General features: G+C 59.2%; 21 protein-coding genes. 14 read left to right on the plus strand and 7 right to left on the minus strand.

The window, feature by feature from the left end; all coding sequences use genetic code 11:
• Window positions 1–28: 28 nt before the first annotated feature.
• The 7 genes from CKW23_RS10815 (at window position 29) to CKW23_RS10845 (ending at window position 7,044) form a co-directional block, all read left to right on the plus strand.
• Complete coding sequence (locus CKW23_RS10815; protein WP_025261517.1) at window positions 29–943, plus strand: glutamate/aspartate ABC transporter substrate-binding protein; 915 nt, start codon at window positions 29–31, stop codon at window positions 941–943.
• A gap of 192 nt (window positions 944–1,135) precedes the next feature.
• Complete coding sequence (locus CKW23_RS10820; protein ID WP_025261518.1) at window positions 1,136–1,882, plus strand: amino acid ABC transporter permease; 747 nt, start codon at window positions 1,136–1,138, stop codon at window positions 1,880–1,882.
• Window positions 1,879–2,547: an amino acid ABC transporter permease gene (locus CKW23_RS10825; protein WP_176767539.1), complete on the plus strand. Its 669-nt coding sequence runs from the start codon at window positions 1,879–1,881 to the stop codon at window positions 2,545–2,547. The genes CKW23_RS10820 and CKW23_RS10825 overlap by 4 nt, the downstream gene beginning before the upstream one ends.
• On the plus strand, window positions 2,544–3,278 hold the full coding sequence (locus CKW23_RS10830; protein ID WP_025261520.1) for an amino acid ABC transporter ATP-binding protein: 735 nt from the start codon (window positions 2,544–2,546) through the stop codon (window positions 3,276–3,278). The genes CKW23_RS10825 and CKW23_RS10830 overlap by 4 nt, the downstream gene beginning before the upstream one ends.
• Window positions 3,279–3,346: 68 nt before the next feature.
• Entirely contained in the window at window positions 3,347–5,242 is a 1,896-nt protein-coding gene (locus CKW23_RS10835; RefSeq protein WP_025261521.1) for an ATP-binding protein, read from the plus strand.
• Window positions 5,243–5,360: 118 nt separating this feature from the next.
• Entirely contained in the window at window positions 5,361–6,686 is a 1,326-nt protein-coding gene (locus CKW23_RS10840) for a sigma-54 dependent transcriptional regulator (protein ID WP_025261522.1), read from the plus strand.
• Between the two features lie 19 nt (window positions 6,687–6,705).
• Window positions 6,706–7,044 carry a GlpM family protein gene (locus CKW23_RS10845; protein WP_025261523.1) on the plus strand — a complete coding sequence of 113 codons (339 nt, stop codon included), beginning with the start codon at window positions 6,706–6,708 and terminating at the stop codon, window positions 7,042–7,044.
• A gap of 110 nt (window positions 7,045–7,154) precedes the next feature.
• Here CKW23_RS10845 and CKW23_RS10850 read toward each other — a convergent pair whose 3' ends face one another.
• Entirely contained in the window at window positions 7,155–7,820 is a 666-nt protein-coding gene (locus CKW23_RS10850) for a GntR family transcriptional regulator (protein WP_074568805.1), read from the minus strand.
• Between the two features lie 252 nt (window positions 7,821–8,072).
• Between CKW23_RS10850 and CKW23_RS10855 the strand changes: the two genes are divergently transcribed.
• From CKW23_RS10855 to CKW23_RS10880, 6 genes are all read left to right on the plus strand, one after another.
• Window positions 8,073–9,305 (plus strand): NRAMP family divalent metal transporter, encoded by a 1,233-nt coding sequence (locus CKW23_RS10855; RefSeq protein WP_025261525.1) that lies wholly within the window; start codon window positions 8,073–8,075, stop codon window positions 9,303–9,305.
• A 20-nt stretch (window positions 9,306–9,325) separates the two neighbouring features.
• Window positions 9,326–10,084 (plus strand): LamB/YcsF family protein, encoded by a 759-nt coding sequence (locus CKW23_RS10860; RefSeq protein WP_025261526.1) that lies wholly within the window; start codon window positions 9,326–9,328, stop codon window positions 10,082–10,084.
• A gap of 8 nt (window positions 10,085–10,092) precedes the next feature.
• Window positions 10,093–11,697 (plus strand): 5-oxoprolinase/urea amidolyase family protein, encoded by a 1,605-nt coding sequence (locus tag CKW23_RS10865; RefSeq protein ID WP_095067551.1) that lies wholly within the window; start codon window positions 10,093–10,095, stop codon window positions 11,695–11,697.
• Complete coding sequence (locus tag CKW23_RS10870; RefSeq protein WP_025261528.1) at window positions 11,694–13,433, plus strand: biotin carboxylase N-terminal domain-containing protein; 1,740 nt, start codon at window positions 11,694–11,696, stop codon at window positions 13,431–13,433. Before CKW23_RS10865 ends, CKW23_RS10870 begins: the two co-directional genes overlap by 4 nt.
• Window positions 13,434–13,584: 151 nt before the next feature.
• On the plus strand, window positions 13,585–14,826 hold the full coding sequence (locus CKW23_RS10875; protein WP_025261529.1) for an OprD family porin: 1,242 nt from the start codon (window positions 13,585–13,587) through the stop codon (window positions 14,824–14,826).
• A gap of 183 nt (window positions 14,827–15,009) precedes the next feature.
• Window positions 15,010–16,893 carry a methyl-accepting chemotaxis protein gene (locus CKW23_RS10880; protein WP_025261530.1) on the plus strand — a complete coding sequence of 628 codons (1,884 nt, stop codon included), beginning with the start codon at window positions 15,010–15,012 and terminating at the stop codon, window positions 16,891–16,893.
• Window positions 16,894–17,091: 198 nt separating this feature from the next.
• Here CKW23_RS10880 and CKW23_RS10885 read toward each other — a convergent pair whose 3' ends face one another.
• The 3 genes from CKW23_RS10885 to metE all read right to left on the minus strand — a co-directional run bounded on the left by CKW23_RS10885 (window position 17,092) and on the right by metE (window position 21,213).
• Window positions 17,092–17,739: a DsbA family oxidoreductase gene (locus CKW23_RS10885; protein WP_025261531.1), complete on the minus strand. Its 648-nt coding sequence runs from the start codon at window positions 17,737–17,739 to the stop codon at window positions 17,092–17,094.
• 46 nt (window positions 17,740–17,785) lie between these two features.
• Complete coding sequence (locus tag CKW23_RS10890; RefSeq protein ID WP_038400564.1) at window positions 17,786–18,778, minus strand: alpha/beta fold hydrolase; 993 nt, start codon at window positions 18,776–18,778, stop codon at window positions 17,786–17,788.
• 125 nt (window positions 18,779–18,903) lie between these two features.
• The gene (metE, locus tag CKW23_RS10895; RefSeq protein WP_095067552.1) at window positions 18,904–21,213 is read right to left on the minus strand and encodes a 5-methyltetrahydropteroyltriglutamate--homocysteine S-methyltransferase; all 2,310 of its coding nucleotides are present in this window, start codon (window positions 21,211–21,213) and stop codon (window positions 18,904–18,906) included.
• Between the two features lie 106 nt (window positions 21,214–21,319).
• Here metE and metR point away from each other — a divergent pair, with 106 nt between their 5' ends.
• Window positions 21,320–22,237 (plus strand): transcriptional regulator MetR, encoded by a 918-nt coding sequence (metR, locus tag CKW23_RS10900; RefSeq protein ID WP_025261534.1) that lies wholly within the window; start codon window positions 21,320–21,322, stop codon window positions 22,235–22,237.
• Window positions 22,238–22,299: 62 nt separating this feature from the next.
• Here the strand turns inward: metR and CKW23_RS10905 are convergent, their stop codons facing one another.
• The 3 genes from CKW23_RS10905 to CKW23_RS10915 all read right to left on the minus strand — a co-directional run bounded on the left by CKW23_RS10905 (window position 22,300) and on the right by CKW23_RS10915 (window position 24,229).
• Window positions 22,300–22,707, minus strand: a complete 408-nt coding sequence (locus CKW23_RS10905; RefSeq protein WP_025261535.1) for an NUDIX domain-containing protein — start codon at window positions 22,705–22,707, stop codon at window positions 22,300–22,302.
• On the minus strand, window positions 22,704–23,795 hold the full coding sequence (ddlA, locus tag CKW23_RS10910) for a D-alanine--D-alanine ligase (RefSeq protein WP_025261536.1): 1,092 nt from the start codon (window positions 23,793–23,795) through the stop codon (window positions 22,704–22,706). The genes CKW23_RS10905 and ddlA overlap by 4 nt, the downstream gene beginning before the upstream one ends.
• A gap of 155 nt (window positions 23,796–23,950) precedes the next feature.
• Window positions 23,951–24,229, minus strand: a complete 279-nt coding sequence (locus CKW23_RS10915) for a type B 50S ribosomal protein L31 (protein ID WP_025261537.1) — start codon at window positions 24,227–24,229, stop codon at window positions 23,951–23,953.
• Between the last annotated feature and the right edge of the window lie 28 nt (window positions 24,230–24,257).

The raw sequence follows: 24,257 nt of genomic DNA on the forward strand, positions 1-24,257 counted from the left end.
TAATAAAAACGAATTCGAGGATTCATCGATGCGTATCGTTCCCCAACTGTTGGGCGCAGCAATCGCTGCCACTCTGATCAGCACTCCAGTTTTCGCAGAAGAATTGACCGGCACACTGAAGAAGATCAAAGAATCAGGCACCATCACCCTCGGTCACCGTGACGCTTCCATCCCGTTTTCCTACATTGCCGATGCTTCCGGCATTCCGGTTGGCTACTCCCACGATATCCAGCTGAAAATCGTTGAAGCCATCAAGAAAGAACTCGACATCCCTGACCTGAAGGTCAAGTACAACCTGGTCACGTCCCAGACCCGTATCCCGCTGGTTCAGAACGGCACCGTTGACGTGGAATGCGGCTCCACCACCAACAACGTCGAGCGCCAGCAGCAAGTGGACTTCTCGGTCGGCATCTTCGAGATCGGTACCCGCCTGCTGTCCAAAGTTGATTCGTCCTACAAGGACTTCGATGACCTGAAAGGCAAGAACGTCGTGACCACCGCCGGCACCACGTCCGAGCGCATCCTCAAGGCGATGAACGCCGACAAGCAGATGGGCATGAACGTGATTTCCGCCAAGGACCACGGTGAATCCTTCCAGATGCTGGAATCGGGTCGCGCAGTCGCTTTCATGATGGACGACGCACTGCTGGCAGGCGAAATGGCCAAGGCCAAGAAGCCGACCGACTGGGCTGTGACCGGCACTGCGCAATCCTATGAAATCTACGGCTGCATGGTTCGCAAAGGCGACGCGCCGTTCAAGAAAGCGGTCGATGACGCCATCGTCGCCACTTACAAATCCGGCGAAATCAACACCATCTACAACAAGTGGTTCCAGTCGCCAATCCCGCCAAAAGGCCTGAACCTGCAGTTCCCGATGAGCGACGAGCTGAAAAAGCTGATCGCAGAGCCGAACGACAAAGCTGCTGAAGCCAAGAAAGCCTGAGTAACCGACACACCGTGAACTCACGGTTTTCCGAACGGGCCGCGACCCGTTCGGAAAACCGCTCATCACTCACTGTACCCAGACAATAAACGCCAGGACGGAGTCTGAAGGCGGGTCTGGAGTGCATAAGGGCTCGAACGGATTCATGCGAGACGGGTGCGTGCATTTCGACAACAAGAGGGGGAGACCCTGATGAATTACAACTGGGACTGGGGCGTATTCTTCAAGTCCACCGGTGTCGGCAGCGAAACCTATCTGGACTGGTTCATTTCCGGTCTGGGCTGGACCATCGCCATTGCCGTCGCCGCCTGGATCATCGCCTTGATACTGGGTTCCATACTCGGTGTCATGCGTACTGTGCCAAGCCGTCTGGTGGCTGGCATCGCCACGATCTACGTGGAAATCTTCCGTAATGTGCCACTGCTGGTGCAGCTGTTCATCTGGTACTTCCTGGTGCCCGACCTGCTGCCTGAGAACCTGCAGGAGTGGTACAAGCAAGACCTCAACCCGACGACTTCAGCATTCCTGAGCGTCGTGGTCTGCCTGGGTCTGTTCACCGCTGCACGGGTTTGCGAACAAGTGCGTACCGGTATCGAGGCACTGCCAAAAGGCCAGGAGTCCGCAGCTCGCGCCATGGGTTTCAAACTGCCGCAGATCTACTGGAACGTGCTGCTGCCACAGGCTTACCGGATCATCATTCCACCACTTACCTCCGAATTCCTGAACGTGTTCAAGAACTCGTCGGTGGCGTCGCTGATCGGTCTGATGGAACTGCTGGCACAAACCAAGCAGACCGCAGAATTCTCCGCGAACCTGTTTGAAGCGTTCACTCTGGCGACACTGATCTACTTCACCCTGAACATGAGCCTGATGTTGCTGATGCGTCTGATCGAGAAGAAAGTCGCAGTGCCGGGCCTGATTTCCCTGGGGGGTAAATAATGGACTTCAGTGGAATCGTTCCAGCCATTCCCGGCCTGTGGAACGGCATGGTCATGACCCTGCAACTGATGGCCCTGGGCATCGTCGGCGGCCTCGTCATCGGTACCATCCTGGCCTTGATGCGCCTGTCATCGAACAAGCTGCTGGCCAATGTGGCCGGTGCGTACGTGAACTACTTCCGTTCGATCCCGCTGCTGCTGGTCATCACCTGGTTCTACCTGGCGGTGCCGTTCGTGCTGCGCTGGATCACCGGTGAAGACACGCCGATCGGTGCATTCACCTCTTGCGTCGTGGCGTTCATGATGTTCGAGGCCGCGTACTTCTGCGAAATCGTGCGTGCCGGTGTGCAGTCCATCTCCAAGGGTCAGATGGGTGCCGCCAAGGCCCTGGGCATGACCTACGGGCAAATGATGCGCCTGATCATCCTCCCTCAGGCGTTTCGCAAGATGACTCCGCTGTTGCTGCAACAGAGCATCATTCTGTTTCAGGACACGTCTCTGGTTTACACGGTCGGTCTGGTGGATTTCCTCAATGCCTCGCGCGCCAGTGGCGACATTATCGGCCGCGCCAATGAGTTCCTGATCATCGCCGGTGTGGTGTATTTCACGATCAGCTTTGCCGCCTCGTTGCTGGTGAAGCGTCTGCAAAAAAGGTTTGCCATATGATTTCCATCAAGAACGTCAACAAGTGGTATGGGGACTTCCAGGTACTGACCGATTGCAGCACCGAGGTCAGCAAGGGTGAAGTGGTCGTGGTCTGCGGTCCGTCCGGTTCCGGCAAATCGACACTGATCAAATGCGTGAACGCTCTGGAGCCTTTCCAGAAAGGCGACATCGTGGTCGACGGCACTTCGATCTCCGATCCGAAGACCGACCTGCCGAAACTCCGTTCGCGGGTCGGCATGGTGTTCCAGCATTTCGAGCTGTTCCCACACCTGAGCATCGTGGAAAACCTGACTATCGCGCAGATCAAGGTGCTGGGTCGCAGCAAGGCCGAAGCCACCGAGAAAGGCCTGAAGCTGCTGGACCGCGTAGGCCTTTCTGCCCACGCCCACAAGCATCCTGGCCAGCTTTCCGGTGGTCAGCAGCAGCGTGTGGCGATTGCCCGTGCTCTGGCGATGGACCCGGTGGTCATGCTGTTCGACGAACCGACCTCCGCCCTCGATCCGGAAATGGTCAACGAAGTGCTCGACGTGATGGTGCAACTGGCTCACGAAGGCATGACCATGATGTGCGTAACCCATGAAATGGGCTTTGCCCGCAAAGTGGCCAACCGTGTGATCTTCATGGACAAGGGCCAGATCGTCGAAGACTGCGCCAAGGAAGAGTTTTTCGGTGATGTCAGCGCACGCTCCGAGCGCGCCCAGCAGTTCCTCGCCAAGATCCTCCAGCACTAGGAAATACCGTTCGCTGCCCTGCCCCGCCTCCCGGGGTACGGGTAGCTGTTCGGCTCAGGACGACTGTGATGAAATGCGACCCTCATATCTATAGCGCTGCGCCGCCATCACTCGCCGTGAAACCCCGTCTGATACGCCAACTGTTTCTGCCCCCGCTGATCCTCATGCTGATGATCGGCCTGGGCTACATCGCTTATCTGTTCAGCGAGACCCACGGCATCAAGAACCTCAGCGAAAATGGCGAACGCCAGCTGGAGTTGCATGCCCGTACGGTCGAAAGTGAAATCAACAAGTACACCTACCTGCCCAGCGTCCTGGAGCTTGAGTCCAGCGTTTCACAACTTCTGAGAAACCCGACGCCCGACCTGCAAGGCAAGGTCAACAGTTACCTTGAAGGCCTCAACCGCCGCAGTCGTAGTCGTGCCATTTACGTCATGGACACCACCGGACGAGTGCTGGCCACCAGCAACTGGCGCGATGCTGACAGTTATCAGGGCGAAGACCTGTCGTTCCGCGCCTATTTCCAGGATGCCGTACGGGGCCTGCCCGGCCGCTTCTACGGGATCGGCACCACTGTGGGCGAATCCGGTTATTACCTGGCCCACGGGCTGGAAGAAAGAGGCCGGATCATTGGTGTCGCCGTCATCAAGGTGCGGCTCGAAGCGTTGGAAGAACGCTGGCAACGGGCGCGCATGGAAGCCTTTGTCAGCGATGAGAACGGCATCATCATCCTGTCCAGCGACCCGGCCCGCCGCCTGAAGTCGGTGCGCCCGCTGAACCCGACTATCAAGGAACGCCTGGCGCGCAGCCTGCAATATTACTGGTGGCCGCTGAACGAACTGGTGCCGCTGGAACGCGAAACCCTGGCCGAAGGTGTTGAAAAGCTCACCTTCCCTGCCAATGTCAGTGTTGATAAGGAGCATACGCAAGTCAGCTATCTGGCCCAGACCCGGCAACTGAGCGATACGCCCTGGCACCTGACTCTGCTGACCCCTCTTGAAGATCTGCGCCGTGAAGCCGCTAGCCAGGGCATGCTGGTCGCCGTGGCCTGTGCGCTGGTGGCGTTTTTGCTGATTGCCTGGAACGAGCGTCGCAAGGTGATTTCCACCCGGCTTGCGGCCCGTGAAGCCTTGCAGGCTGCCAACGACGAACTGGAACGCAAGATCGCGGAACGCACCGAGCATTTGCGCGCCAGCAACGAACGCCTCAAGGCGCAGATCCGCGAACGCCGACAGGCCGAGGACACGCTGCGCAAGGCCCAGGATGAATTGGTTCAGGCCGGCAAGCTGGCCGCCATCGGCCAGATGTCCACCAGCATCGCCCACGAACTCAATCAGCCGCTGGCAGCCTTGCGCACCTTGTCCGGCAACACCGTTCGCTTCCTCGAACGTGGCGCTCTGGACACCGCCAGCACCAACCTGCGCACCATCAACGATCTGGTGGACCGCATGGGGCGCATCACCGCCAGCCTGCGGGCCTTTGCAAGGCGCGGCAACGATCAGGGCCAGGCGCAGTTGCGCAAGGCGGTGGACGCGGCCTTGCAGTTGCTGAGCGTCCGGCTTGAGAACGTTGCCCTGAATCTGCATCAGGACTTCACCGATGCCGGGTTGGGAATCGACCAGACACGACTGGAGCAGATTCTGGTCAATCTGATCGGCAATGCTCTGGACGCCATGCACGCCCAACCGCTGCCCGAATTGTGGCTTGAAGGCGAGGTGGTCGAGGATCGCTATCGCTTGCTCGTACGCGACAACGGCCATGGCATCGACGACGAAGCCCGCAAGCATCTGTTTGAACCGTTTTTCACCACCAAACCCGGTGAACAGGGTCTGGGCCTTGGGCTGACCCTTTCCGCCAGCCTCGCGGCGGCAGCAGGTGGCAGTCTGAGTGCCGAGTATCCGGCAGGCGGCACAACCTTCGTGTTGTGGCTGCCGCTGGTCAAGGATGTGGAGGCGGATTCATGAGGGCTTCCCTATGCCTTTCGACCTTCACAGCGCCTTTCGCGAATGAATTCGCTCCTACAGATGTGGGTATTCGCGAACACCTCAAAGGACCTGAGCGTTCACCATGAGTAATCCTAAAATGAACACCGACCTGACTGTACTCATCGTCGAAGACGATCCGCATGTGTTGCTCGGCTGCCAGCAGGCGCTGGCGCTGGAAGACATTACCAGCGAAGGCGTATCCAGTGCCGAAGAGGCACTGGAGCGCATCGGCGACAACTTTGCCGGAATCGTCATCAGTGACATCCGCCTGCCGGGTATCGACGGGCTGGAATTGCTGACCCGTCTCAAGGCCCGCGACAGCAGCCTGCCCGTGGTGCTGATTACCGGTCATGGCGATATCTCCATGGCGGTCAATGCCATGCGCGACGGCGCCTATGACTTCATGGAAAAACCCTTCTCGCCGGAACGGTTGGTGGATGTCGCCCGCCGCGCACTTGAACAGCGCGGGCTGGCCCGAGAAGTCTGGGCGCTGCGCAAGCAACTGGCCGAACGCAACTCGCTGGAAGGCAAGATCATCGGGCGCTCACCGGCCATGCAGAACCTGCGGGCGCTGATCGCCAACATTGCCGACACCTCGGCCAACGTACTGATCGAAGGCGAAACCGGCACCGGCAAGGAACTGGTCGCTCGTTGCCTGCATGACTTCAGTCGCCGCACCAAGAATCAGTTCGTAGCCTTGAACTGCGGCGGGCTGGCAGAGAGCCTGTTCGAGTCGGAAATCTTCGGTCATGAGGCCAATGCCTTCACGGGGGCGGGCAAGCGCCGGATCGGCAAGATCGAACATGCACACAACGGCACGCTGTTCCTCGATGAAGTGGAAAGCATGCCGATCAACCTGCAGATCAAGCTGTTGCGGGTCTTGCAGGAGCGTACTCTGGAACGGCTGGGCTCCAACCAGAACGTCGAGGTGGATTGCCGGGTCATCGCGGCGACCAAGTCCGACCTCAATGAGCTGAGCAAAGCCAACCAGTTCCGTAGCGACCTGTATTACCGGCTCAATGTCGTGACCCTTGAGCTGCCGCCCCTGCGCGAACGGCGCGAAGACATCCTGCAACTGTTCGAGCATTTCTTGCAGTTGTCCTCACTGCGCTTCGACCGCGAACCGCCACAACTGGACCGGCAAACGGCGTCTGTCTTGATGAGCCACGACTGGCCGGGTAACGTTCGCGAACTGCGTAACGTGGCCGAACGTTACGCGCTGGGATTGCCAGTGTTCAAGAAATCCGACCACGCCGAAAGCCAGAGCCTGGGGTTTGCCGAAGCGGTGGAAGCCTTCGAGCGCAGCCTGCTGCGCGAAGCCCTGCAACGCAGCGGCGGCAACCTCAGCCAGGCCAGTCAGGAACTGAGCATGGCCAAGACCACGCTGTTCGACAAGGTCAAGAAATACGGGCTGCAAGCCTGAAACCGTACGGGAAGAAATCGTGGATCTGTTACTCAAGGCCCTTCTGGGCGCAGCCGTTGTCGTGATCCTGGCTGCACTGGCCAAGACCCGCAATTATTACATTGCAGGCCTGGTGCCGCTGTTCCCGACCTTTGCGCTGATTGCCCACTACATCGTCGGCAAGGGCCGCTCGCTGGATGACCTGAAAACCACCATCCTGTTCGGCATGTGGTCGATCATTCCCTACTTCGTTTACCTGGCGGCCCTGTACCTGATGGTGGACCGCTGGCGGCTGGAAGTATCGCTGGCAATGGCCGCACTGGCCTGGCTGGTCGCCGCCAGCGTGCTGGTGACGTTATGGGTACGGTTTCACGGGTGATGCCGCCCACAAATCCGTAGGACCGAATTCATTCGGGAAGAAGCCTGCACACTAACCGCATCTTCATCGTCAGCCATACCGCTTCCCGGATGAATACGGTCCCACACAACCTACCGCTTCATGCTGCGCTCGTAAGCTGCCAGAACGGTGCGCTCCGATTGCACCAGATAGGTTTCGAGCATTGCCGTCGCGTCTTCTACACGCCCCTCCTCGACGCAGCGCAGGATCGCAGCGTTCATGTCCAGATAAGGCAAGTGCAGGAATTCGGGATCGTCGAGCAGGCCGAAGGCCAGTCGCAGTTCAGCTGATATCTGCCCGTAGAACACTACCAGGCGAGGGCTGTCGGCCAGTTCGACAATGGCCCTGTGGAAGACCATGTTGGCAGTACCGACTGCCACCCAGTCTTTGGCTTCCCTGGCGCGCATCCCGGCCTCGACCGCTTCACGCATTTTCAATGCTCCGGGGTGCAGTGGAAAACCCTGGGCGATGGCCTTGCATTCGATAAAACGGCGCACGCGATAGATGTCGATGATCGACGCCATATCGGGCTCTGCAACGGTCACCCCACGATTGGGTTCGTGCTTGAGCAATCCTTCGCGGGTCAGGACCCTGAACGCTTCTCTCAAGGTATTACGGGAAATCTGCAAGCTCTCGGCCAGTGCTGCTTCGGACAGGCGTTGACCGGGCACCAGCTCACCTTCAACCAGCATTCGGCGGATTTCCTGGGTAATGGTTTCTCCCAACGTGCGAGGAAGGGAGGGAGAAGCGTCGTTCATGAGCAATCCAGAATGAGAAAAACCGGCAGATGTTCCCTGAGAGCTTAGTGCGTGGCAAGGCATAAGCGCGCCGCGTGCTTCATTAAGTAGCGTACCTGAGTGAAAGGGTAACAATATGGTGAAAATCGCTCACTCAAGAAGATATGATTGTTCAACAATACATCCTTGATATACCTACATAGCAACGCTATTGAATGAAGCTTGGCACGCTCATTGCTCAAGCAAGGTACCACTCACTGTAGGAATCATGCCGTGACACAGACCACCAAAGAGTTTACAAAAGCGCGGCGCGCATCTTTGATCGCCGCCATTTTCATGATGGCCACGTCAGCTATCGGGCCAGGCTTCCTGACCCAGACGGCTACGTTCACCGCAACTCTGGGCGCTGCGTTTGCCTTCGGCATCCTGGCCTCGATCCTGATCGACTTTGTCGTTCAACTGAACGTCTGGCGAATCGTGACACTGACCAAAATGCGCGCAGCCGATCTGGCCAACGCTGCCATTCCGGGGAGCGGGTACCTGCTGTCGGTACTGGTGATCTGCGGTGGTCTGGTTTTCATGCTGGGTAACATTGCCGGTGCGGGCCTGGGTCTGAATGCCTTGACCGGTCTTGATCCCAAATGGGGCGGATTGTTGAGCGCCATGCTCGCCATCGCGATCTTCTCGTCCCATCGGGCGGGCGTTGCCATGGACCGCATCATGATCGTGCTGGGGCTACTGAAAGTGGGCCTGATCCTTTTCGCAGCCTTCGCAACCCATCCACCGCTGGGCGAAGCACTGCGTCAAACGGTATTGCCTGATCTGATCGACTTCGCCTCCATCACCACCATCGTCGGTGGCACTGTCGGCGGCTACATCACCTATGCCGGTGCTCACCGTCTGCTCGATCGCGGCACCGTGGGTGTGGAAAATATTGAAGCGGTATCCAAGGCTGCGCTGACGGGCATTCTGGTCACCGGTGTTGCCCGTTACATCCTGTTTCTCGCTATCCTCGGGGTAGTCGCCAGCGGCGTCGTGATCGACGTGTCGGGCAAAGGCGCAAACCCTGCTGCCCAGGCGTTCCATGCGGCTGCAGGCGATATCGGCATGATGATGTTCGGTCTGGTGCTGTGGGCCGCCGGTATCAGCAGTGTGATTGGCGCGTCTTATACGACGATGTCCTTCACCACCGTGTTCTCGAAACGCATTACTGAGCGTGTCCGTAACCTGGCCACCGTCGGTTTCATTGTCATCACGCTGTCGGTGTATATGGTGCTGGGCAAACCACCGGCAGCGCTGCTGATATTCGCGGGTGGTTTCAACGGCCTGATTCTGCCGCTGGGCCTGAGCATATTCATGTACGTGGGCTGGCGCCGTTCGGACCTGATGGACGGCTATCACTACCCTCGCTGGCTGCTGGTACTGGGCGTGCTGACCTGTCTGCTGTCGTGGTTCATGGCCTACAAGTCCGCAGGTGCCATCTTTGCCTTCATCGGCGCGGCCTGATTTCAACGGAGATAATTTAGATGCGTGCAATTGACCTCAACAGCGACCTGGGCGAAAGCTTCGGCGCATGGAGCATGGGCGACGATGCGGCGGTTCTCGAAATCGTCAGCAGCGCCAACGTCGCCTGCGGCTTTCACGCCGGTGACCCGGCCGGAATCCTGCGAACCCTGGAAGCAGCAGCGGCCCGTGGCGTTGCCATCGGTGCCCATGTGGCCTACCCGGATCTGGTGGGTTTCGGGCGACGCAACATGGACGTACCTTCCGATCAGTTGACCGCCGATGTGATTTATCAGATCGGCGCATTGCAGGGCCTGGCCCGCAGCGTCGGCACCCGGGTGAGCTATGTCAAACCCCATGGCGCGCTGTACAACACCATTGCCGGCGATCAACGTCAGGCGGCGGCGGTTATCCAGGCGTTGCTGCGCATCGATCCACAGTTGAAGCTGGTGTGCCTGGCCAATTCGCCCCTGATCGGCTGGGCCACTGAGGCCGGCCTGTCCTGTGTCGCCGAGGCCTTTGCCGACCGTGCCTATACCGCCGAGGGCACGCTGGTGTCGCGCTCGAAGCCGGGAGCCGTGCTGCACGACCCTGAATTGATCGCCCAGCGCATGTTGCGTCTGGTACGCGATGGGGTCATCGAGGCCGAGAACGGCAGCCTGATCAATCTGCAAGCGGATTCGATCTGTGTACACGGCGACAACCAGGACGCGGTCGCTATCGCCCGCAACCTGAAAAACTGCCTGCTTGAAGCAGGCATCACCATCCGCGCATTTACCTGAGGTGGATCATGCGTTTCTATCCGGTCAGCCTGGACGCGCTCCTGGTTGAGTTGGCGAATCTGGACGAGACTCTCGCCCTGTTCGACTCGCTACAGCAGGAGCCCATTGTCGGCGTGGAAGAAATCATTCCCGCCGCACGCACTGTACTCGTGAGCTTTCGTCCCGCATCCATCAACCGTGAGGTACTGGCAGCAAGGATCGCTTCACGCAATGTCCACGGCAAGGTTCGCGAAGCCGGCAAGCTGGTCGAGATTCCCGTGCATTACAACGGCGAAGATCTGGCCGATGTGGCCCGTGAACTGGACATCAGCGTCGAGGAAGTGATCAAGCGCCACACCGGCAGCGATTACGATGTGGCCTTCTGCGGCTTTGCGCCGGGTTTTGCCTACCTGAGCGGCGGTGCCGGTTTCCAGGTGCCACGCCGCAGTACGCCTCGCACCCGCATTCCGGCAGGTGCCGTGGCGCTGGCGGGGGGCTTCAGCGGAGTCTACCCACAGGCCAGCCCTGGCGGCTGGCAGATCATTGGCGTTACCGAATCGAAAATGTGGGACCTGGAACGCGATGAACCGGCCTTGTTGCAGCCGGGCTATCGCGTACGTTTTTGCGATGCAGGCCCACTGCCTGTCACCCGTGTTTCGGTGGCTGCGCCAAGCCGTCCGGCAGCGTCACCCGTTACAGGAGACGCTCTGGAAATTCTCTCGCCCGGCCTGCAGACCCTGTTTCAGGACCTGGGTCGCCATGGCCGCGCCGGCCAGGGCGTATCGGCATCCGGCACCATGGACCGGGGATCGCTGCGCGCTGCCAACCGTGCAGTGGGTAACGATCCGGCAAGCGCCTGCCTGGAAATCCTCATGGGTGGCCTGAGCTTTATCAGTCATGGCCCGTCAGTGATTGCTATCACCGGCGCCACCGCTGCGATAGAAGTGCATACCGCTGAAGGTCAACTGTTGCGCCCGGCGCTCTACACGCCTTTTGCCTTGCAGGACGGTGATCGGGTCAGCATCGACGCGCCTACTGCGGGGCTGCGCAACTATCTGGCGATTCGTGGCGGCTTTACCCATGAACCGGTGCTGGGCAGCCTGTCCACCGACACCCTGGCTCAGGTCGGCCCTGCGCCTCTGGCGACAGGTGATCGTATCGGCTTCAAACAAAGAGTCGGCGGGCCTGCGGTATCGGTAACCGAGCAACCGGTATTCGACATGCCACGCACTGATCAGGTCATCACTCTGGATGTGGTCATGGGGCCACGTAGCGACTGGTTCACGCCAGAAGCTCAGGCGCTGCTGGCCGAACAGACATGGAAAGTGACACCACAGTCGAACCGTATCGGCATTCGACTGGCGGGCGATCAGTCACTGGTACGTGTCATCGAAGGTGAGTTGCCCAGCGAAGGCACCACCGTTGGCGCAATCCAGGTTCCGCCCAGTGGCCAGCCGGTGCTGTTCCTGGCCGATCACCCGCTGACCGGTGGCTACCCGGTTATCGGCGTGGTTGCACCTTATCACCTGGACCTGGCCGGTCAGATTCCGGTCAATTCCCGTATTCGCTTCAAGCCGCTGGGTGCCTTTGAGCCCGTGCGTCCTGCCCTTTCAGACGAGACAAAAAACCAATGAAAAAGGTTCTGATTGCCAACCGTGGCGAAATTGCCGTCCGTATCGCCCGAGCCTGCCGTGACTATGGCATTGCCTCGGTGGCGGTGTATGCCGATGCCGATATCGATGCGTTGCATGTGCGCCAGGCCGACGAAGCCTATGCGCTGAACGGCGAGCGGCCTGCCGATAGCTACCTGAACATCGAAAAGCTGCTGGCCGTCGCAGCTCGCGCCGGTGCCGACGCCGTTCACCCCGGTTATGGCTTTCTCTCGGAACGTGCCGAATTCGCCCGCGCAGTGATCGATGCAGGCCTGACCTGGATCGGCCCGGATCCGAGCACAATCGATGCCTTGGGCGACAAGGTCCAGGCCCGAAAAATTGCCCTTAAGGTCGGTGCACCACTGGTGGCCGGTACCGAAGACCCGGTGAACGACGCCAGCGAAGTGGTCGCCTTTGCCGAGCAGCATGGTTTGCCGATTGCTATCAAGGCAGCGTTCGGTGGCGGTGGTCGCGGCCTGAAAGTGGCCTGGAAGCTCGAAGAAGTCAGCGAGCTGTACGAGTCGGCAGTGCGTGAAGCTGTCACGGCATTCGGTCGTGGCGAGTGCTTTGTCGAGCGTTTCCTGGACCGCCCTCGGCATATCGAGGCGCAGATCATCGCCGACCGTCATGGCCGGGTCGTTGTGGTGGGCACTCGTGACTGCTCGCTGCAGCGCCGCAATCAGAAACTGATCGAAGAAGCACCGGCGCCTTATCTCGACGAGGCCTTGCGTCAGCGTATTCACGATTCGGCACGGGATATCTGTGCCGAAGCCGGTTATGTCGGCGCAGGCACAGTGGAATTCCTGCTCAGTGCCGATGGCACCTTGTCGTTTCTTGAGGTCAACACCCGCTTGCAGGTGGAACATCCGGTTACCGAAGAAACCAGCGGGATCGATCTGGTCATCGAGCAGTTGCGGGTTGCCGAAGGCCTGCCACTGTCGTTCGAGGGCACGCCGACGCCTCGCGGTCACAGCTTTGAGTTCCGTATCAACGCCGAAGACGCTGGCAATGGTTTCCTGCCAACGCCCGGCCTCATCGAGCGGTTCCAGGTGCCGTCCGGTCCGGGTGTGAGGCTGGACACCGGCGTGATCGAAGGCTCGCGAGTGTCACCGAACTTCGACTCGATGATCGCCAAGCTGATCGTCACAGGTGCCACTCGTGAGCAGGCCATTCGCCGTGCCCGCCGTGCCCTGGCCGAGTTCAACGTGGACGGTGTGGCGACGGTGCTGCCGTTCCATCGTGCCGTGATGGACCATGACGACTTCACCGCCGCCAATACGTTCGCCGTGCATACCCGCTGGATCGAGACTGACTTTGCCGAAAAAGTGACCATCGCTCCGCGCAGTGCCGCACCGGCCGATGCTGGCGTGCTACGCACCTTCGTCGAGATCGACGGCAAGCGTCACGAACTGGGCCTGCCAGCAGCACTTCTGCGTGGCGTCAGTCTGAACGCGGCAGCCCCCGGCACTGAAAGTGTGGCGGCTGCCGAAGCACAGGACCCGCAAGCGGTCGTTACTCCGGTCGCAGGCAATCTGCATGCCTGGGTCGTCGCTGATGGCGAGTCCGTACAGGCCGGGCAAGTTATTGCGGTGATGGAAGCAATGAAGATGGAAACGTCGATTCTGGCGCCGTGTGCCGGTCAATTGCAGATCACCCAACAACCCGGGAGTTACTTTGAAGCCAAGTCCAGAATTGGGCGTATAGAAACAACACGCTGATTCAATAGTTTTTCTGCTGGCATGTTACGCACAACCGGGTATTTCCCCGGTTGCTGCGTGCTGCCCACAGGAAATGTTCCAGGCAATGTTGCACTCCTTATAAAAACAAACCGTATCGATTAAATCTGCCATGACTCGGAGCCTAACGAAAATGTCGATCAATAAGACTTTTGCACTCGTCAGTACATGCGCGCTGTTTATTCCAATCAACGCTTCGGCAGACTTTATTGCCGACAGCAAAGCCAGTGTCGATCTGCGCAACTTCTACTTCAACCGTGACTTTCGCAACGGACCACCCACAACCCGGCGCGACTCGGCGCAGGAATGGGCTCAGGGCGCAATGCTCAGGTTCGAGTCGGGTTACACCGCCGGAACAGTGGGCTTGGGTATCGATGCCCTCGGCATGGCAGGCTTCAAACTGGACGGCGGCGATGGCTCCGGTGGCACGGGTTTGCTGCCAGCCGACCTGAGTTCAAGAAACGGCCGCGGCTCACAGAGCGAATACTCCAAACTGGAACTGACAGCCAAGGCGAAGGTGTCCGAGACCGTGCTCAAGGTCGGCTCTCTTGCCTTTCGCAGCCCGGTAGTGTCGAGCAATGACACCCGCCTGCTGCCATCGACCTTCGAGGGCGCGATGCTGACCTCAAAGGATATCGACAAGCTGGTCTTGCAAGGCGGCCAACTGGAGCAGATCAAGTTCAACAGCTCCTCCAACTATCAGGATTTCACCGGTAACCGCATCGGTGGCGTCAGTGATGAATTCAACTTCGCCGGTGGCACCTACAACTTCAGCAAGACCCTCAGCACCAGCCTGTACTACGGCAATCTGGAAAACGTCTACCGGCAGTTCTTTGGTGGCGTGGTTTACGAGATTCCGCTGGCGACTCAGCAGTCCCTGAAGTTTGACCTGCGCTATTCAAAAAGCACCGAAGACGGCAACTTCCGCAACCTCGAAAACCGTGCAGCCAACGGTATGGTGTCTTACACCCTGGGCTCCAGCATATTCAGCGCGGCCTACCAGCGCATGAGCGGTGATGATCCGTTCCCGTACATCGCCAACACCGACCCGTACCTGGTCAACTTCGTGCAAATCAACGATTTTGCGAACATAGAAGAACGTTCGTGGCAGTTGCGCTATGACTACAACTTCGCCGCACTGGGTATTCCCGGTCTGACCTTCATGAGCCGTTATGTCAGCGGTGACAATGTCCGTGTATCGGGCAATAACACGGGTAAAGAGTGGGAACGCAATACCGATATCGGTTATGTCATCCAGAGCGGCACACTGAAGAATGTCGGTATCAAACTCAGGAATGCCACCGTGCGCTCGAACTTCGGCAATGACCTGGATGAAACCCGGTTGATTCTGAGTTACACCGTCGCCCTGTGGTAAACCCGACACGCTTCAAACGCTTTCAAATATAGAACCACGTTACTTACCGGAAAACTTCACATGTAGGCCTCTACACGTGCGGCCCCGTTCGCCCGGAAGTTATCGATAGCAGGGATGCTTTAAACGTTAATTAAAAAACCGACGGACTGTTGTGCAACCGATCCAGTACGCAGAGACACAGCGATGAGACATCTCAGGTTCAACCAGAAGATATTACTGATCGCCGCATTGGTGATCATGACGGTGTTTTGCGCATTCTCCGCGCTGAATGACGTTCGCTTGCGTGACGACAACCTACAGAGAATCGAACAGAACACCCGTGCCCTCTCGGCCTCCATGGCCCATGACATTCAGAGCTGGCTGGACGGCCGGATGATTCTGATCAAGAACGTTGCCGAATCCATCGGCCAGGCGCCCTCGCCCGAAAACATACTCGGCAAATTGCAGGGCCAGGTGCTGATGGAGCAATTCATTGCCGGCTATGTCGGCACCCATGACGGCGGCTTCCACATCTATCCACCGCGCCAGATGCCTGCCGGATACGACAGCCGGGAACGCCAGTGGTACAAGGACGCCATCGATCAGGGCACCGCGATGACCGAACCCTATGTCGGTGCAGGCATCGATTACCGGATCATCACCCAGGCGGTTGCCATCCGTTCTGGCGGGCAAACCCTGGGAGTTCTGGGTGCCAGCCTGAACATCGAGACGATTTCGCGGACCATCAATAGCCAGGTGTTCGATGGCGGCGGTTACGCCTTGCTGGTGAGCAAGGCCGGCAAGATTCTGGTTCACCCGGACAAGGCGCTGATCGGCAAGACCCTGGCTGATCTGTTTCCCACAGAGACGCTGACCCTGAGCGACAGACTGGTCGAAGCCACATCGCTGGATGGCCCTAAACTCACCCTGTTCACTCCCGTCAAAGGCTTGCCTTCCCAGGACTGGTACATCGGCATCGTGCTGGATAAGCAGGCGGCCCTGGCCAGTATCTCTGCGTTCCGCAACTCAGCGATCATTGCCACGGTCGTTGCCGGTCTGATTACCTTGCTGATGCTCGGGCTGCTGATGCGTGTGCTGATGAAACCCCTGAACCTGATCAACCATGCGATGGAAGACATTGCTCAGGGCGATGGCGACCTGACCCGGCGTTTGTCGATTGTCTCCCACGATGAGTTCGGGCACCTGGCCGAGAGTTTCAATCGCTTCGGCGACCGGATTCATGCCTCCATCACCGAAGTTTCATCCACGACCAAAGCCTTGAACGAAGCCACTCGCCGGGTGCTGTCGGCATCCAATTCCTCAGTGGAGAAGTCGGAGCATCAGTCGGGTTACACCACCACGGTTGCCGCGGCCATCGAAGAGCTGGGAGCCGCCGCACAGGAAATAGCTTCAAGTGCATCGTCAGCCTCAAGAGGTGCATCCAGCGCCAGAACCCAGATCGACTGGACCAGCACGCTGGTGGAAAAAACCGTCGATACGATGAGTCAGTTACAGCAGAACATCGAAACAACCCGCACCCAGATCGAAGACCTCAACGCCAAGAGCGCCAATATCGGCAAGGTGCTGGAAGTCATTTCGACGATTTCAGGCAAGACCAATCTGCTAGCGTTGAATGCGGCTATCGAAGCGGCCAGGGCTGGAGAGGCAGGCCGTGGGTTCGCGGTGGTGGCGGACGAGGTCCGAAGCCTGGCCCATCACACTCAGAACGCGACCGAAGAAATCCGCGCAGTGATCCAGGCGTTGCAGGACGGTGCCACCCAGGCAGCCCAGACCATGCTGCTCAGCCATGAAATGGGCACCCAGAGCGTCCGGGTGGCCACCGAGGCCGGGGCAAGCCTGCTGAGCGTGGTATCACGCATCAGCGAAATCGACGACGTGTGCCTGACGGTCGCCGCCGCGACCGAAGAACAGACCACGGCCGTCGATCAACTGACCCGGGATGTGCACGCCATCAGCCAGTTGAACCATCAGGCCACCGACAACCTGAACGCAACCCTCAAGGCCTGCGGCGAACTGGACTTTGAAGCCGGACGGCTCAGGAGTGTTGTCGATACCTTCAAGTTGTAACTCGGCAACCGGCCTGTGCCGGGAAAGCTGCTCACAATCCGCAGGACCGGATTTATCCGGGAAGGCGGTATTTCTGCCGATGAAGATGCAGAGCATGTACAGGCCTCTTCCCGGCTGAAGCCGGTCCCACAGACGGATGCCAGCCCATTACGCTGGCGGCAGTTCCCAATCTGGTTCCACAAGCAGGAAAGTGCAGTTCTACACGCTTTTGCTGACGATCTGCCGGATCGCTCCAACGAACACATCCACCGGCTGGCCACCGGACACTGCGTATTCGTCATTGAAGACGATGGTGGGAACCGAGCTGACACCGCGAGAGATCCAGAGTTGTTCGGCCTCGCGAACTTCAGCGGCATATTCATCGCTGGCCAGAATGGCTTCGGCACGCAGGCGGTCCAGCCCCACTTTTTGCGCCACGTTGGCCAGGGTCTGGTGGCTGGAAGGGTCTGCGAGATCGGTGAAGTAGGCGGCAAACAGGGCTTGCTTCAACGCCGGTTGCTTGCCTTCCAGCTCAGCCCAGTGCAGCAGGCGATGGGCATCGAACGTGTTGTAGATGCGCCGCTCGCCCTGGGTAAAGACAAACCCCAGCTCCGCGCCGCGCGCCCGGATGTTCTCGTGAATGTCATTCATCTGCTCAGGCGTGGAGCCGTATTTCTCGGCGAGGTGTTCCTTGATGTCCTGGCCTTCGGCAACCATGTTCGGGTTCAGCTCGAAGGGCTGAAAGTGAATCTGTGCCTGCACTTCATCACCCAGCGCTTCAAGCGCCTGCTGCAGCGCACTCAAGCCAATGGCGCACCACGGGCAGGACACATCGGAAACGAAATCGATTTTCAGGGGAGTGGTCATGGTGACGCTCGCGGTTGGCAGAAAACAGTCACCATACACGTGCCTCTTACAACTGCGCCATATGCCGCCCGTCTTCGTGCTGAGCCTTGAGATAGGGCAACACGGCTGCCAGCAACGGCGCCTTGAACGCCTCCTGGAAGCGATGCGCCAGACCTGGAATCAGGCGCAACTGGCTGCCCTGTATGTGAGCAGCCACATGCACGCCATGCATGACCGGCAATAGCGGATCAGCCGTGCCATGCACCACCAGCACCGGAAGGCGCAGGCGATTGAGCAGTTCTACCCGACTGGGCTCGGCCAGAATCGCGGTGATCTGGCGCTTTACGCCTTCGGGGTTGAACGCCCGGTCATAAGAGACGGCGGCCTGTTGCACAAGCATGGCCCGGTCGTCCTTGATCTGCGGGCTGCCCAGAGCGGCCAGCAGATCCGCCTGTTGCTCGATGGCAATCTCGCGATTGGGCGCGCCACGGCGGGCCAGCAATTGCAGCAGCGCAGCATTGGGCATCGGCAAGCCCTGGGCGCCGGAACTGGTCATGATCAGGGTCAGGCTTTCGATGCGTTGCGGGGCCAGGTCGGCAAGGTGCTGAGCGATCATGCCGCCCATGCTTGCCCCCAGCACATGAAACTGTTCAACGTGCAGCGCATCCATCAAGCCCAGCGCATCATCGGCCATATCGGTCAGGGAATAGACCGCAGACACCGGCAGGCCCAACTTGTAGCGCAGCACTTCATATGTGAGGTTGGCGTCCGCCGGTGGCTGGACCCAGGACGACAGGCCGACATCGCGGTTGTCGTAGCGAATCACCCGATAGCCTTGCTGACACAGAGCAACCACCACTTCGTCAGGCCAGTGAATCAGTTGCCCGCCAAGCCCCATGACCAGCAGCAAGGCAGGGTCGGATTCATTGCCAATACTTTGATAGGCAATGCGAACTTCCTTGAGTTCGGCAATCTGTACAGGAGCACTGACATCGCATCGAGAGGCCGCAAAAGACGGCAAGCCGCACAAGAGCGCGGCCAGAAAGAGTAAAACCCGCATGAAAAACACCAAAAAACAGATCTCCAGTAGGCAATAAGTCTGATGATGTTTTTCAAAGCGCGCTGCCACAGTTGCGTGACAGTTTGATGAATCGGGATCAACGGCAGCGCTGGCGCTGCCTCCCCTTACAACAGTTCGGCTCTCAGCTGCCGTGCTGCCGCGACCATGTTGACCAGTGCGGCTTCGGTTTCCGGCCAGCCACGGGTCTTGAGGCCGCAGTCAGGGTTGATCCACAGGCGTTCTGCCGGGATGCGCTGTACGGCCTTGGTCATCAACTTGACCATTTCGCGGGTATCCGGGACCCGTGGCGAGTGGATGTCGTAGACGCCCGGTCCGATATCGTTCGGGTAATCGAATGCCTCGAAAGCCTCCAGCAATTCCATGTCCGAGCGCGAGGTTTCGATGGTGATCACGTCTGCATCCATGGCGGCGATGGAGTCGATCACGTCATTGAACTCGCTGTAGCACATATGGGTGTGGATCTGGGTTTCGTCACGCACGCCTGAAGCGCACAGGCGAAACGCTTCAACGGCCCAGTCCAGATATTCCTGCCATTGCGACTTGCGCAGCGGCAGGCCTTCACGGAAAGCGGCTTCGTCGATCTGCACGATCTTGATGCCGGCCTGCTCCAGATCCACCACTTCGTCACGAATCGCCAGAGCCAACTGCTGCGCCTGGATTTTGCGGGATACGTCTTCACGCGGGAACGACCACATCAGCATGGTCACCGGGCCGGTCAGCATGCCCTTCATGACCTTGTCGGTCAGGCTCTGGGCATAGCGAATCCACTCGACCGTCATGGCCTCGGGACGGCTCAGGTCGCCAAAGATAACCGCTGGTTTCACGCAACGCGAACCGTAGCTCTGCACCCAGCCAAAACGGCTGAACACATAACCGTCGAGTTGCTCGGCGAAGTACTCGACCATGTCGTTGCGTTCGGCTTCGCCATGCACCAGCACATCAAGGCCCAGGCGCTCCTGAATCTGTACGGCGTGGCGAATTTCATGACGCATGGCGTCGGTGTAGTCATTGGCCGACAGCTTGCCCTGCTTGTACGACTGGCGCGCCAGACGGATCGAAGATGTCTGTGGGAATGAGCCAATGGTTGTCGTCGGAAAGGCAGGCAATTGCAGACGGGCACGCTGCACGTCAATGCGCTGCGCAAAAGCTGACTGACGCTGGCTGTCGGCAGCGGTGATCGCAGCCAGACGAGCCTGCACATCCGGTTTATGGATACGCGGTGACTGCTTGCGACTGGCCTGGACTGCACGGCTTTGCGTCAGGGCAGCCAGCACGTCGGGACTCTGAGGTTCATTCAGGGCCTGAGTGAGCACGGCAATTTCCCCGCACTTCTGTACGGCAAACGCCAGCCAGCTTTTCAACTCGGCATCGAGTCGGTCTTCACGGTCCAGATTGACCGGGCTGTGCAGCAGCGAAGACGAACCGGCGACCCACAGGTTGTCGCCAAACCGCGCCAGGGCGTCTTGCAGGGCCTCCAGCGCCTTGTCCAGATCGCAACGCCAGACATTACGCCCGTTGACCACGCCCAGGGACAGCACTTTATAAGTCGGCAGGCGGTCGAGCACCGCTGCAAGCTGCTCGGGGGCACGCACCAGATCGATGTGCAGGCCATCCACCGGCAGGGAAACCGCCAGACCGAGGTTGTCTTCCAGACCGCTGAAGTAGGTGGCGACCAGTTTCTTCAGCGGTGAATATTGCAGGCTGTGATAGGTACGCTCGAAGGCATTCTTCCATTCCTGAGGCAGGTCGAGGGTCAGGATCGGCTCGTCGATCTGTACCCACTCAACGCCCTGCTTCGCCAGGCGGCCGAGGATTTCGCCATACAGCGGCAGCAAACGGTCCAGCAGGTCGAGCTTGTCGAAGCTCTCCCCCTTGGCCTTGCCCAGCCACAAGTAGGTCAGCGGGCCGATCAGCACCGGCTTGACCTTGTGGCCCAGCGCATGGGCTTCATCGACCTCTTCAAACAGTTGCTCCCAACTCAACTGGAAACGTTGGTCCCGGGAGAACTCAGGGACCAGATAGTGATAGTTGGTATCGAACCACTTGGTCAGCTCCTGAGCGTATTGAGCGTTGGCCTGCGCCCCGCCGCAGCAGGCACTGGCGCCGCGCGCCATGGCGAACAGGGTATCGAGGGTCGGCAGGCCTGCCGCGTCCTTCACTTGATTGAAGCGCTCGGGAATGACACCGAAGGTCAGCGAATGAGTCAGGACCTGGTCGTACCAGGCGAAATCGCCTGCAGGCAGCAATTCGATGCCCGCGTCCTTCTGCAGTTGCCAATGCGCCGCACGCAATTCACGGCCCACAGCACGCAAGCCATCCTGGTCCAGATCGCCCTTCCAGTAGGCCTCCAGCGCTTTTTTCAATTCACGATCAGCGCCGATGCGCGGGAATCCAAGGTTGTGTGCCAAAGCCATGCTGTGTCCTCCATAAAAGATGGCGCTATTGTCGACAGCCAGGCAAACATGAGACAAACTCATTGTTTTCTCTTTGATCACAAATTTCATTCATGGAGCGCTCAAGGTGCTTGAAATACGTCACCTCAAAACCCTGCACGCCTTGCGCGAGGCCGACAGCCTTGTGGAAGCTGCCGAGCGCCTGCACCTGACCCAGTCCGCCCTCTCCCACCAGTTCAAGGAACTGGAGGAGCGCATGGGCATGCCGTTGTTCGTGCGCAAGACCAAACCGGTGCGCTTTACCAGCGCCGGGCTGCGCCTGTTGCAACTGGCCGATTCATTGCTGCCCCAATTGCGCAGCGCCGAACGCGACATTGCGCGACTGGCGGGCGGTACGGCCGGGCGCCTGCACATGGCCATCGAATGCCACAGCTGCTTTCAATGGCTGATGCCGACCATCGACCAGTTCCGTGACTCCTGGCCGGAGGTCGAACTGGATCTGTCTTCGGGATTTTCGTTCGCTCCGCTGCCGGCACTGGCTCGCGGTGATCTGGATCTGGTGGTCACTTCAGACCCGCTGGACATTCCCGGCATCACCTATGTGCCGCTGTTCACGTACGAAGCGATGCTCGCCGTGGCCAACCAGCATGCGCTGGCGGGCAAGCCTTACATCGTGCCGGAAGACCTGGTGACCGAAACGCTGATTACTTATCCGGTGGAGCGGGATCGACTGGATATCTTCACGCGCTTCCTGGAGCCTGCCGACATTGAACCGGCGCAGGTCCGTACTTCCGAACTGACGGTCATGATGATGCAACTGGTGGCCAGCGGACGCGGCGTGTGCGGCATGCCGCACTGGGCACTGCACGAGTACAGCTCGCGTGGCTACGTAAAGGCCAAGCGGCTGGGGGAAAAGGGACTGTTCGCGACGCTTTATGCAGGTATTCGCGCCGACATGCTGGATGCGCCTTACATGCGCGACTTCCTGCTGACCGCGAAAGACACGTCGTTTTCGACGCTGGACGGGGTGAGTGCAGTGCGTTGAACCCAGTAGGTGCGAATTCATTCGCGAAGAAGCCCTTCGCGAATGAATTGCTCCTACCGTGATCAGGCTTCTTCGCGCATCTCGCGATACAGCGGCAGGATCAGGTCACGGGTCAAAGGAGCCAGCACCCGTTCCGGGTACACTTCAGCCCCGACCCAAATGACTTCCTCGATCTCGGCAGCCGGTACGATCTGGGCATCGGTGCGTACGCCGAACAACTGGCAGTGCACTTCAAAGCCCGGCTCGTTGGCCGCCGGTGCGCTGAACTCGCCGAGGAAAATGGCCTGCTGGGGATCAATCACCAGACCCAACTCTTCTTCCAGCTCCCGAACCAGCGCATTCACCGCTGGCTCACCCGCTTCAATCTTGCCGCCCGGCTGCATGAAGGCCTCGGTGCCGCGCTTGCGTACCAGCAAGGTCTGGCCATCCGGTGCAACCAGCAAGGCAGCGGCAATACTGATGGTCTTCATGCAAAGATGTCCGTCTTCAGCAAACGAGCTTCATCATCACGCTCCAGTGCCAGTACGATCAAGCGATCGATCAGCCCGGCGTAAGACAGACCGCTGGCCTGCCAGAGCTTGGGATACATGCTGATGGAGGTGAAACCGGGGATCGTGTTGATCTCGTTGATGATGATCTCCCGCGCCTCGGTGACAAAGAAGTCGACACGCGCCAGACCGGCACAGCCCAGAACACGGTAGGCCTGCAAGGCAACCTCACGCACCTGCTCGCTGAGTTCTGGCGCCAGTTCGGCGGGGATGGCGATACGCGCCTGATCACCGTTGAGGTACTTGGTGTCATAGGCGTAGAACTCGTCATTGGCGATGACTTCACCACATACACTGACCTGCGGCTCACGGTTGCCCAGCACCGCACATTCCACTTCCCGGCCGACAATGCCCTGCTCGATCAGAACCTTGTGGTCGAACTCGAAGGCCAGCGCCAGGGCCGCTTCAAACCCGGCTTCGTCGGTCACTTTGCTGACGCCCACCGAAGAGCCCTGGCTCGCCGGTTTGACGAACATCGGCAGCCCCAGTTGCCCGGCCACGTCGCTGAACTGCGCAGTCTGGCCACGCATCAGCACCACGAACGGTGCCACGCTGATGTCGGCATCGCGCAGCAGGCGCTTGGTCACGTCTTTATCCATGCAGGCCGCAGAGCCCAGCACATCCGGCCCTACAAACGGAATCGCCAGCAGACGCAACAGGCCTTGCAGGGAGCCATCTTCGCCGTAGGCACCGTGAATCAGCGGGAACACGACGTCGATACGCTTGAGTTGCTCGCCCGACTCGACCTCGACGAACTGCCCACCCGCGCTGCCTGGCAGCAGGGCCAGCAGCTTGCCCGATGTGCTCAGCCGGATCCTGGCAGGGTCGCTGGCATTGAGCAGGTAATCGCCTTCCTCGAACCGCAGCCAACGGCCCAGCTTGTCGATGCCGATCAAGGTCAGTTCGTAGCTTTCGCGATCAATCGCATTGATCACGTTGCGTGCCGACTGCAACGAAACCTCATGCTCGCTGGATTGCCCACCGAAAACGATGGCGACTGATTTTTTCAACGCGGGTACTCCTGTTTTTCAGGCCGCGAAGATAAAAGCAATGCCCGGCATTAGTCCAGAGGCTCAGTGGTCGCATGTCTGAAAAGCAGGCAAAAAAATCCCCGGTCCGGGCAATCCTGCACAGATCGCCCGAAATCGGGGAACGGGGCACCGCATCAAGCGGACGGAGTGCCCGCCTTGCTGCCGGAGCCAAAACCTGCGAAACGCTTGTTGAAGCCTGCGATACGGCCTTCGGTGGTGGTCTTGCGTTGCTGGCCGGTGTACATCGGGTGCGAAGCACTGGACACGTCGAGCGCCACGTAAGGGTAGGTATTGCCGTCGGTATGCTGTTGCGTGCGATCGGTATCGACCGTGGAACCGATCAGGAAATACACGTCGGCAGCCGTGTCGTGGAACAGCACGGTGCGGTAAGCAGGATGGATGTCAGGTTTCATGAGGGCCTCCGGGCAAGTCATTTAAGCA

Source organism: Pseudomonas sp. Irchel 3A18 (assembly GCF_900187465.1).
GTDB lineage: Bacteria > Pseudomonadota > Gammaproteobacteria > Pseudomonadales > Pseudomonadaceae > Aquipseudomonas > Aquipseudomonas cichorii.

Bases quoted from the DNA above. Each gene is read 5' to 3' on its own strand.
- CKW23_RS10815 (WP_025261517.1), top strand. From the start codon at position 29: ATGCGTATCGTTCCCCAACTGTTGGGCGCAGCAATCGCTGCCACTCTG.
- CKW23_RS10820 (WP_025261518.1), top strand. From the start codon at position 1,136: ATGAATTACAACTGGGACTGGGGCGTATTCTTCAAGTCCACCGGTGTC.
- CKW23_RS10830 (WP_025261520.1), top strand. From the start codon at position 2,544: ATGATTTCCATCAAGAACGTCAACAAGTGGTATGGGGACTTCCAGGTA.
- CKW23_RS10835 (WP_025261521.1), top strand. From the start codon at position 3,347: ATGAAATGCGACCCTCATATCTATAGCGCTGCGCCGCCATCACTCGCC.
- CKW23_RS10840 (WP_025261522.1), top strand. From the start codon at position 5,361: ATGAACACCGACCTGACTGTACTCATCGTCGAAGACGATCCGCATGTG.
- CKW23_RS10850 (WP_074568805.1), bottom strand. From the start codon at position 7,820: ATGAACGACGCTTCTCCCTCCCTTCCTCGCACGTTGGGAGAAACCATT.
- CKW23_RS10860 (WP_025261526.1), top strand. From the start codon at position 9,326: ATGCGTGCAATTGACCTCAACAGCGACCTGGGCGAAAGCTTCGGCGCA.
- CKW23_RS10865 (WP_095067551.1), top strand. From the start codon at position 10,093: ATGCGTTTCTATCCGGTCAGCCTGGACGCGCTCCTGGTTGAGTTGGCG.
- CKW23_RS10870 (WP_025261528.1), top strand. From the start codon at position 11,694: ATGAAAAAGGTTCTGATTGCCAACCGTGGCGAAATTGCCGTCCGTATC.
- CKW23_RS10875 (WP_025261529.1), top strand. From the start codon at position 13,585: ATGTCGATCAATAAGACTTTTGCACTCGTCAGTACATGCGCGCTGTTT.
- CKW23_RS10880 (WP_025261530.1), top strand. From the start codon at position 15,010: ATGAGACATCTCAGGTTCAACCAGAAGATATTACTGATCGCCGCATTG.
- CKW23_RS10885 (WP_025261531.1), bottom strand. From the start codon at position 17,739: ATGACCACTCCCCTGAAAATCGATTTCGTTTCCGATGTGTCCTGCCCG.
- CKW23_RS10890 (WP_038400564.1), bottom strand. From the start codon at position 18,778: ATGCGGGTTTTACTCTTTCTGGCCGCGCTCTTGTGCGGCTTGCCGTCT.
- metE (WP_095067552.1), bottom strand. From the start codon at position 21,213: ATGGCTTTGGCACACAACCTTGGATTCCCGCGCATCGGCGCTGATCGT.
- CKW23_RS10905 (WP_025261535.1), bottom strand. From the start codon at position 22,707: ATGAAGACCATCAGTATTGCCGCTGCCTTGCTGGTTGCACCGGATGGC.
- CKW23_RS10915 (WP_025261537.1), bottom strand. From the start codon at position 24,229: ATGAAACCTGACATCCATCCTGCTTACCGCACCGTGCTGTTCCACGAC.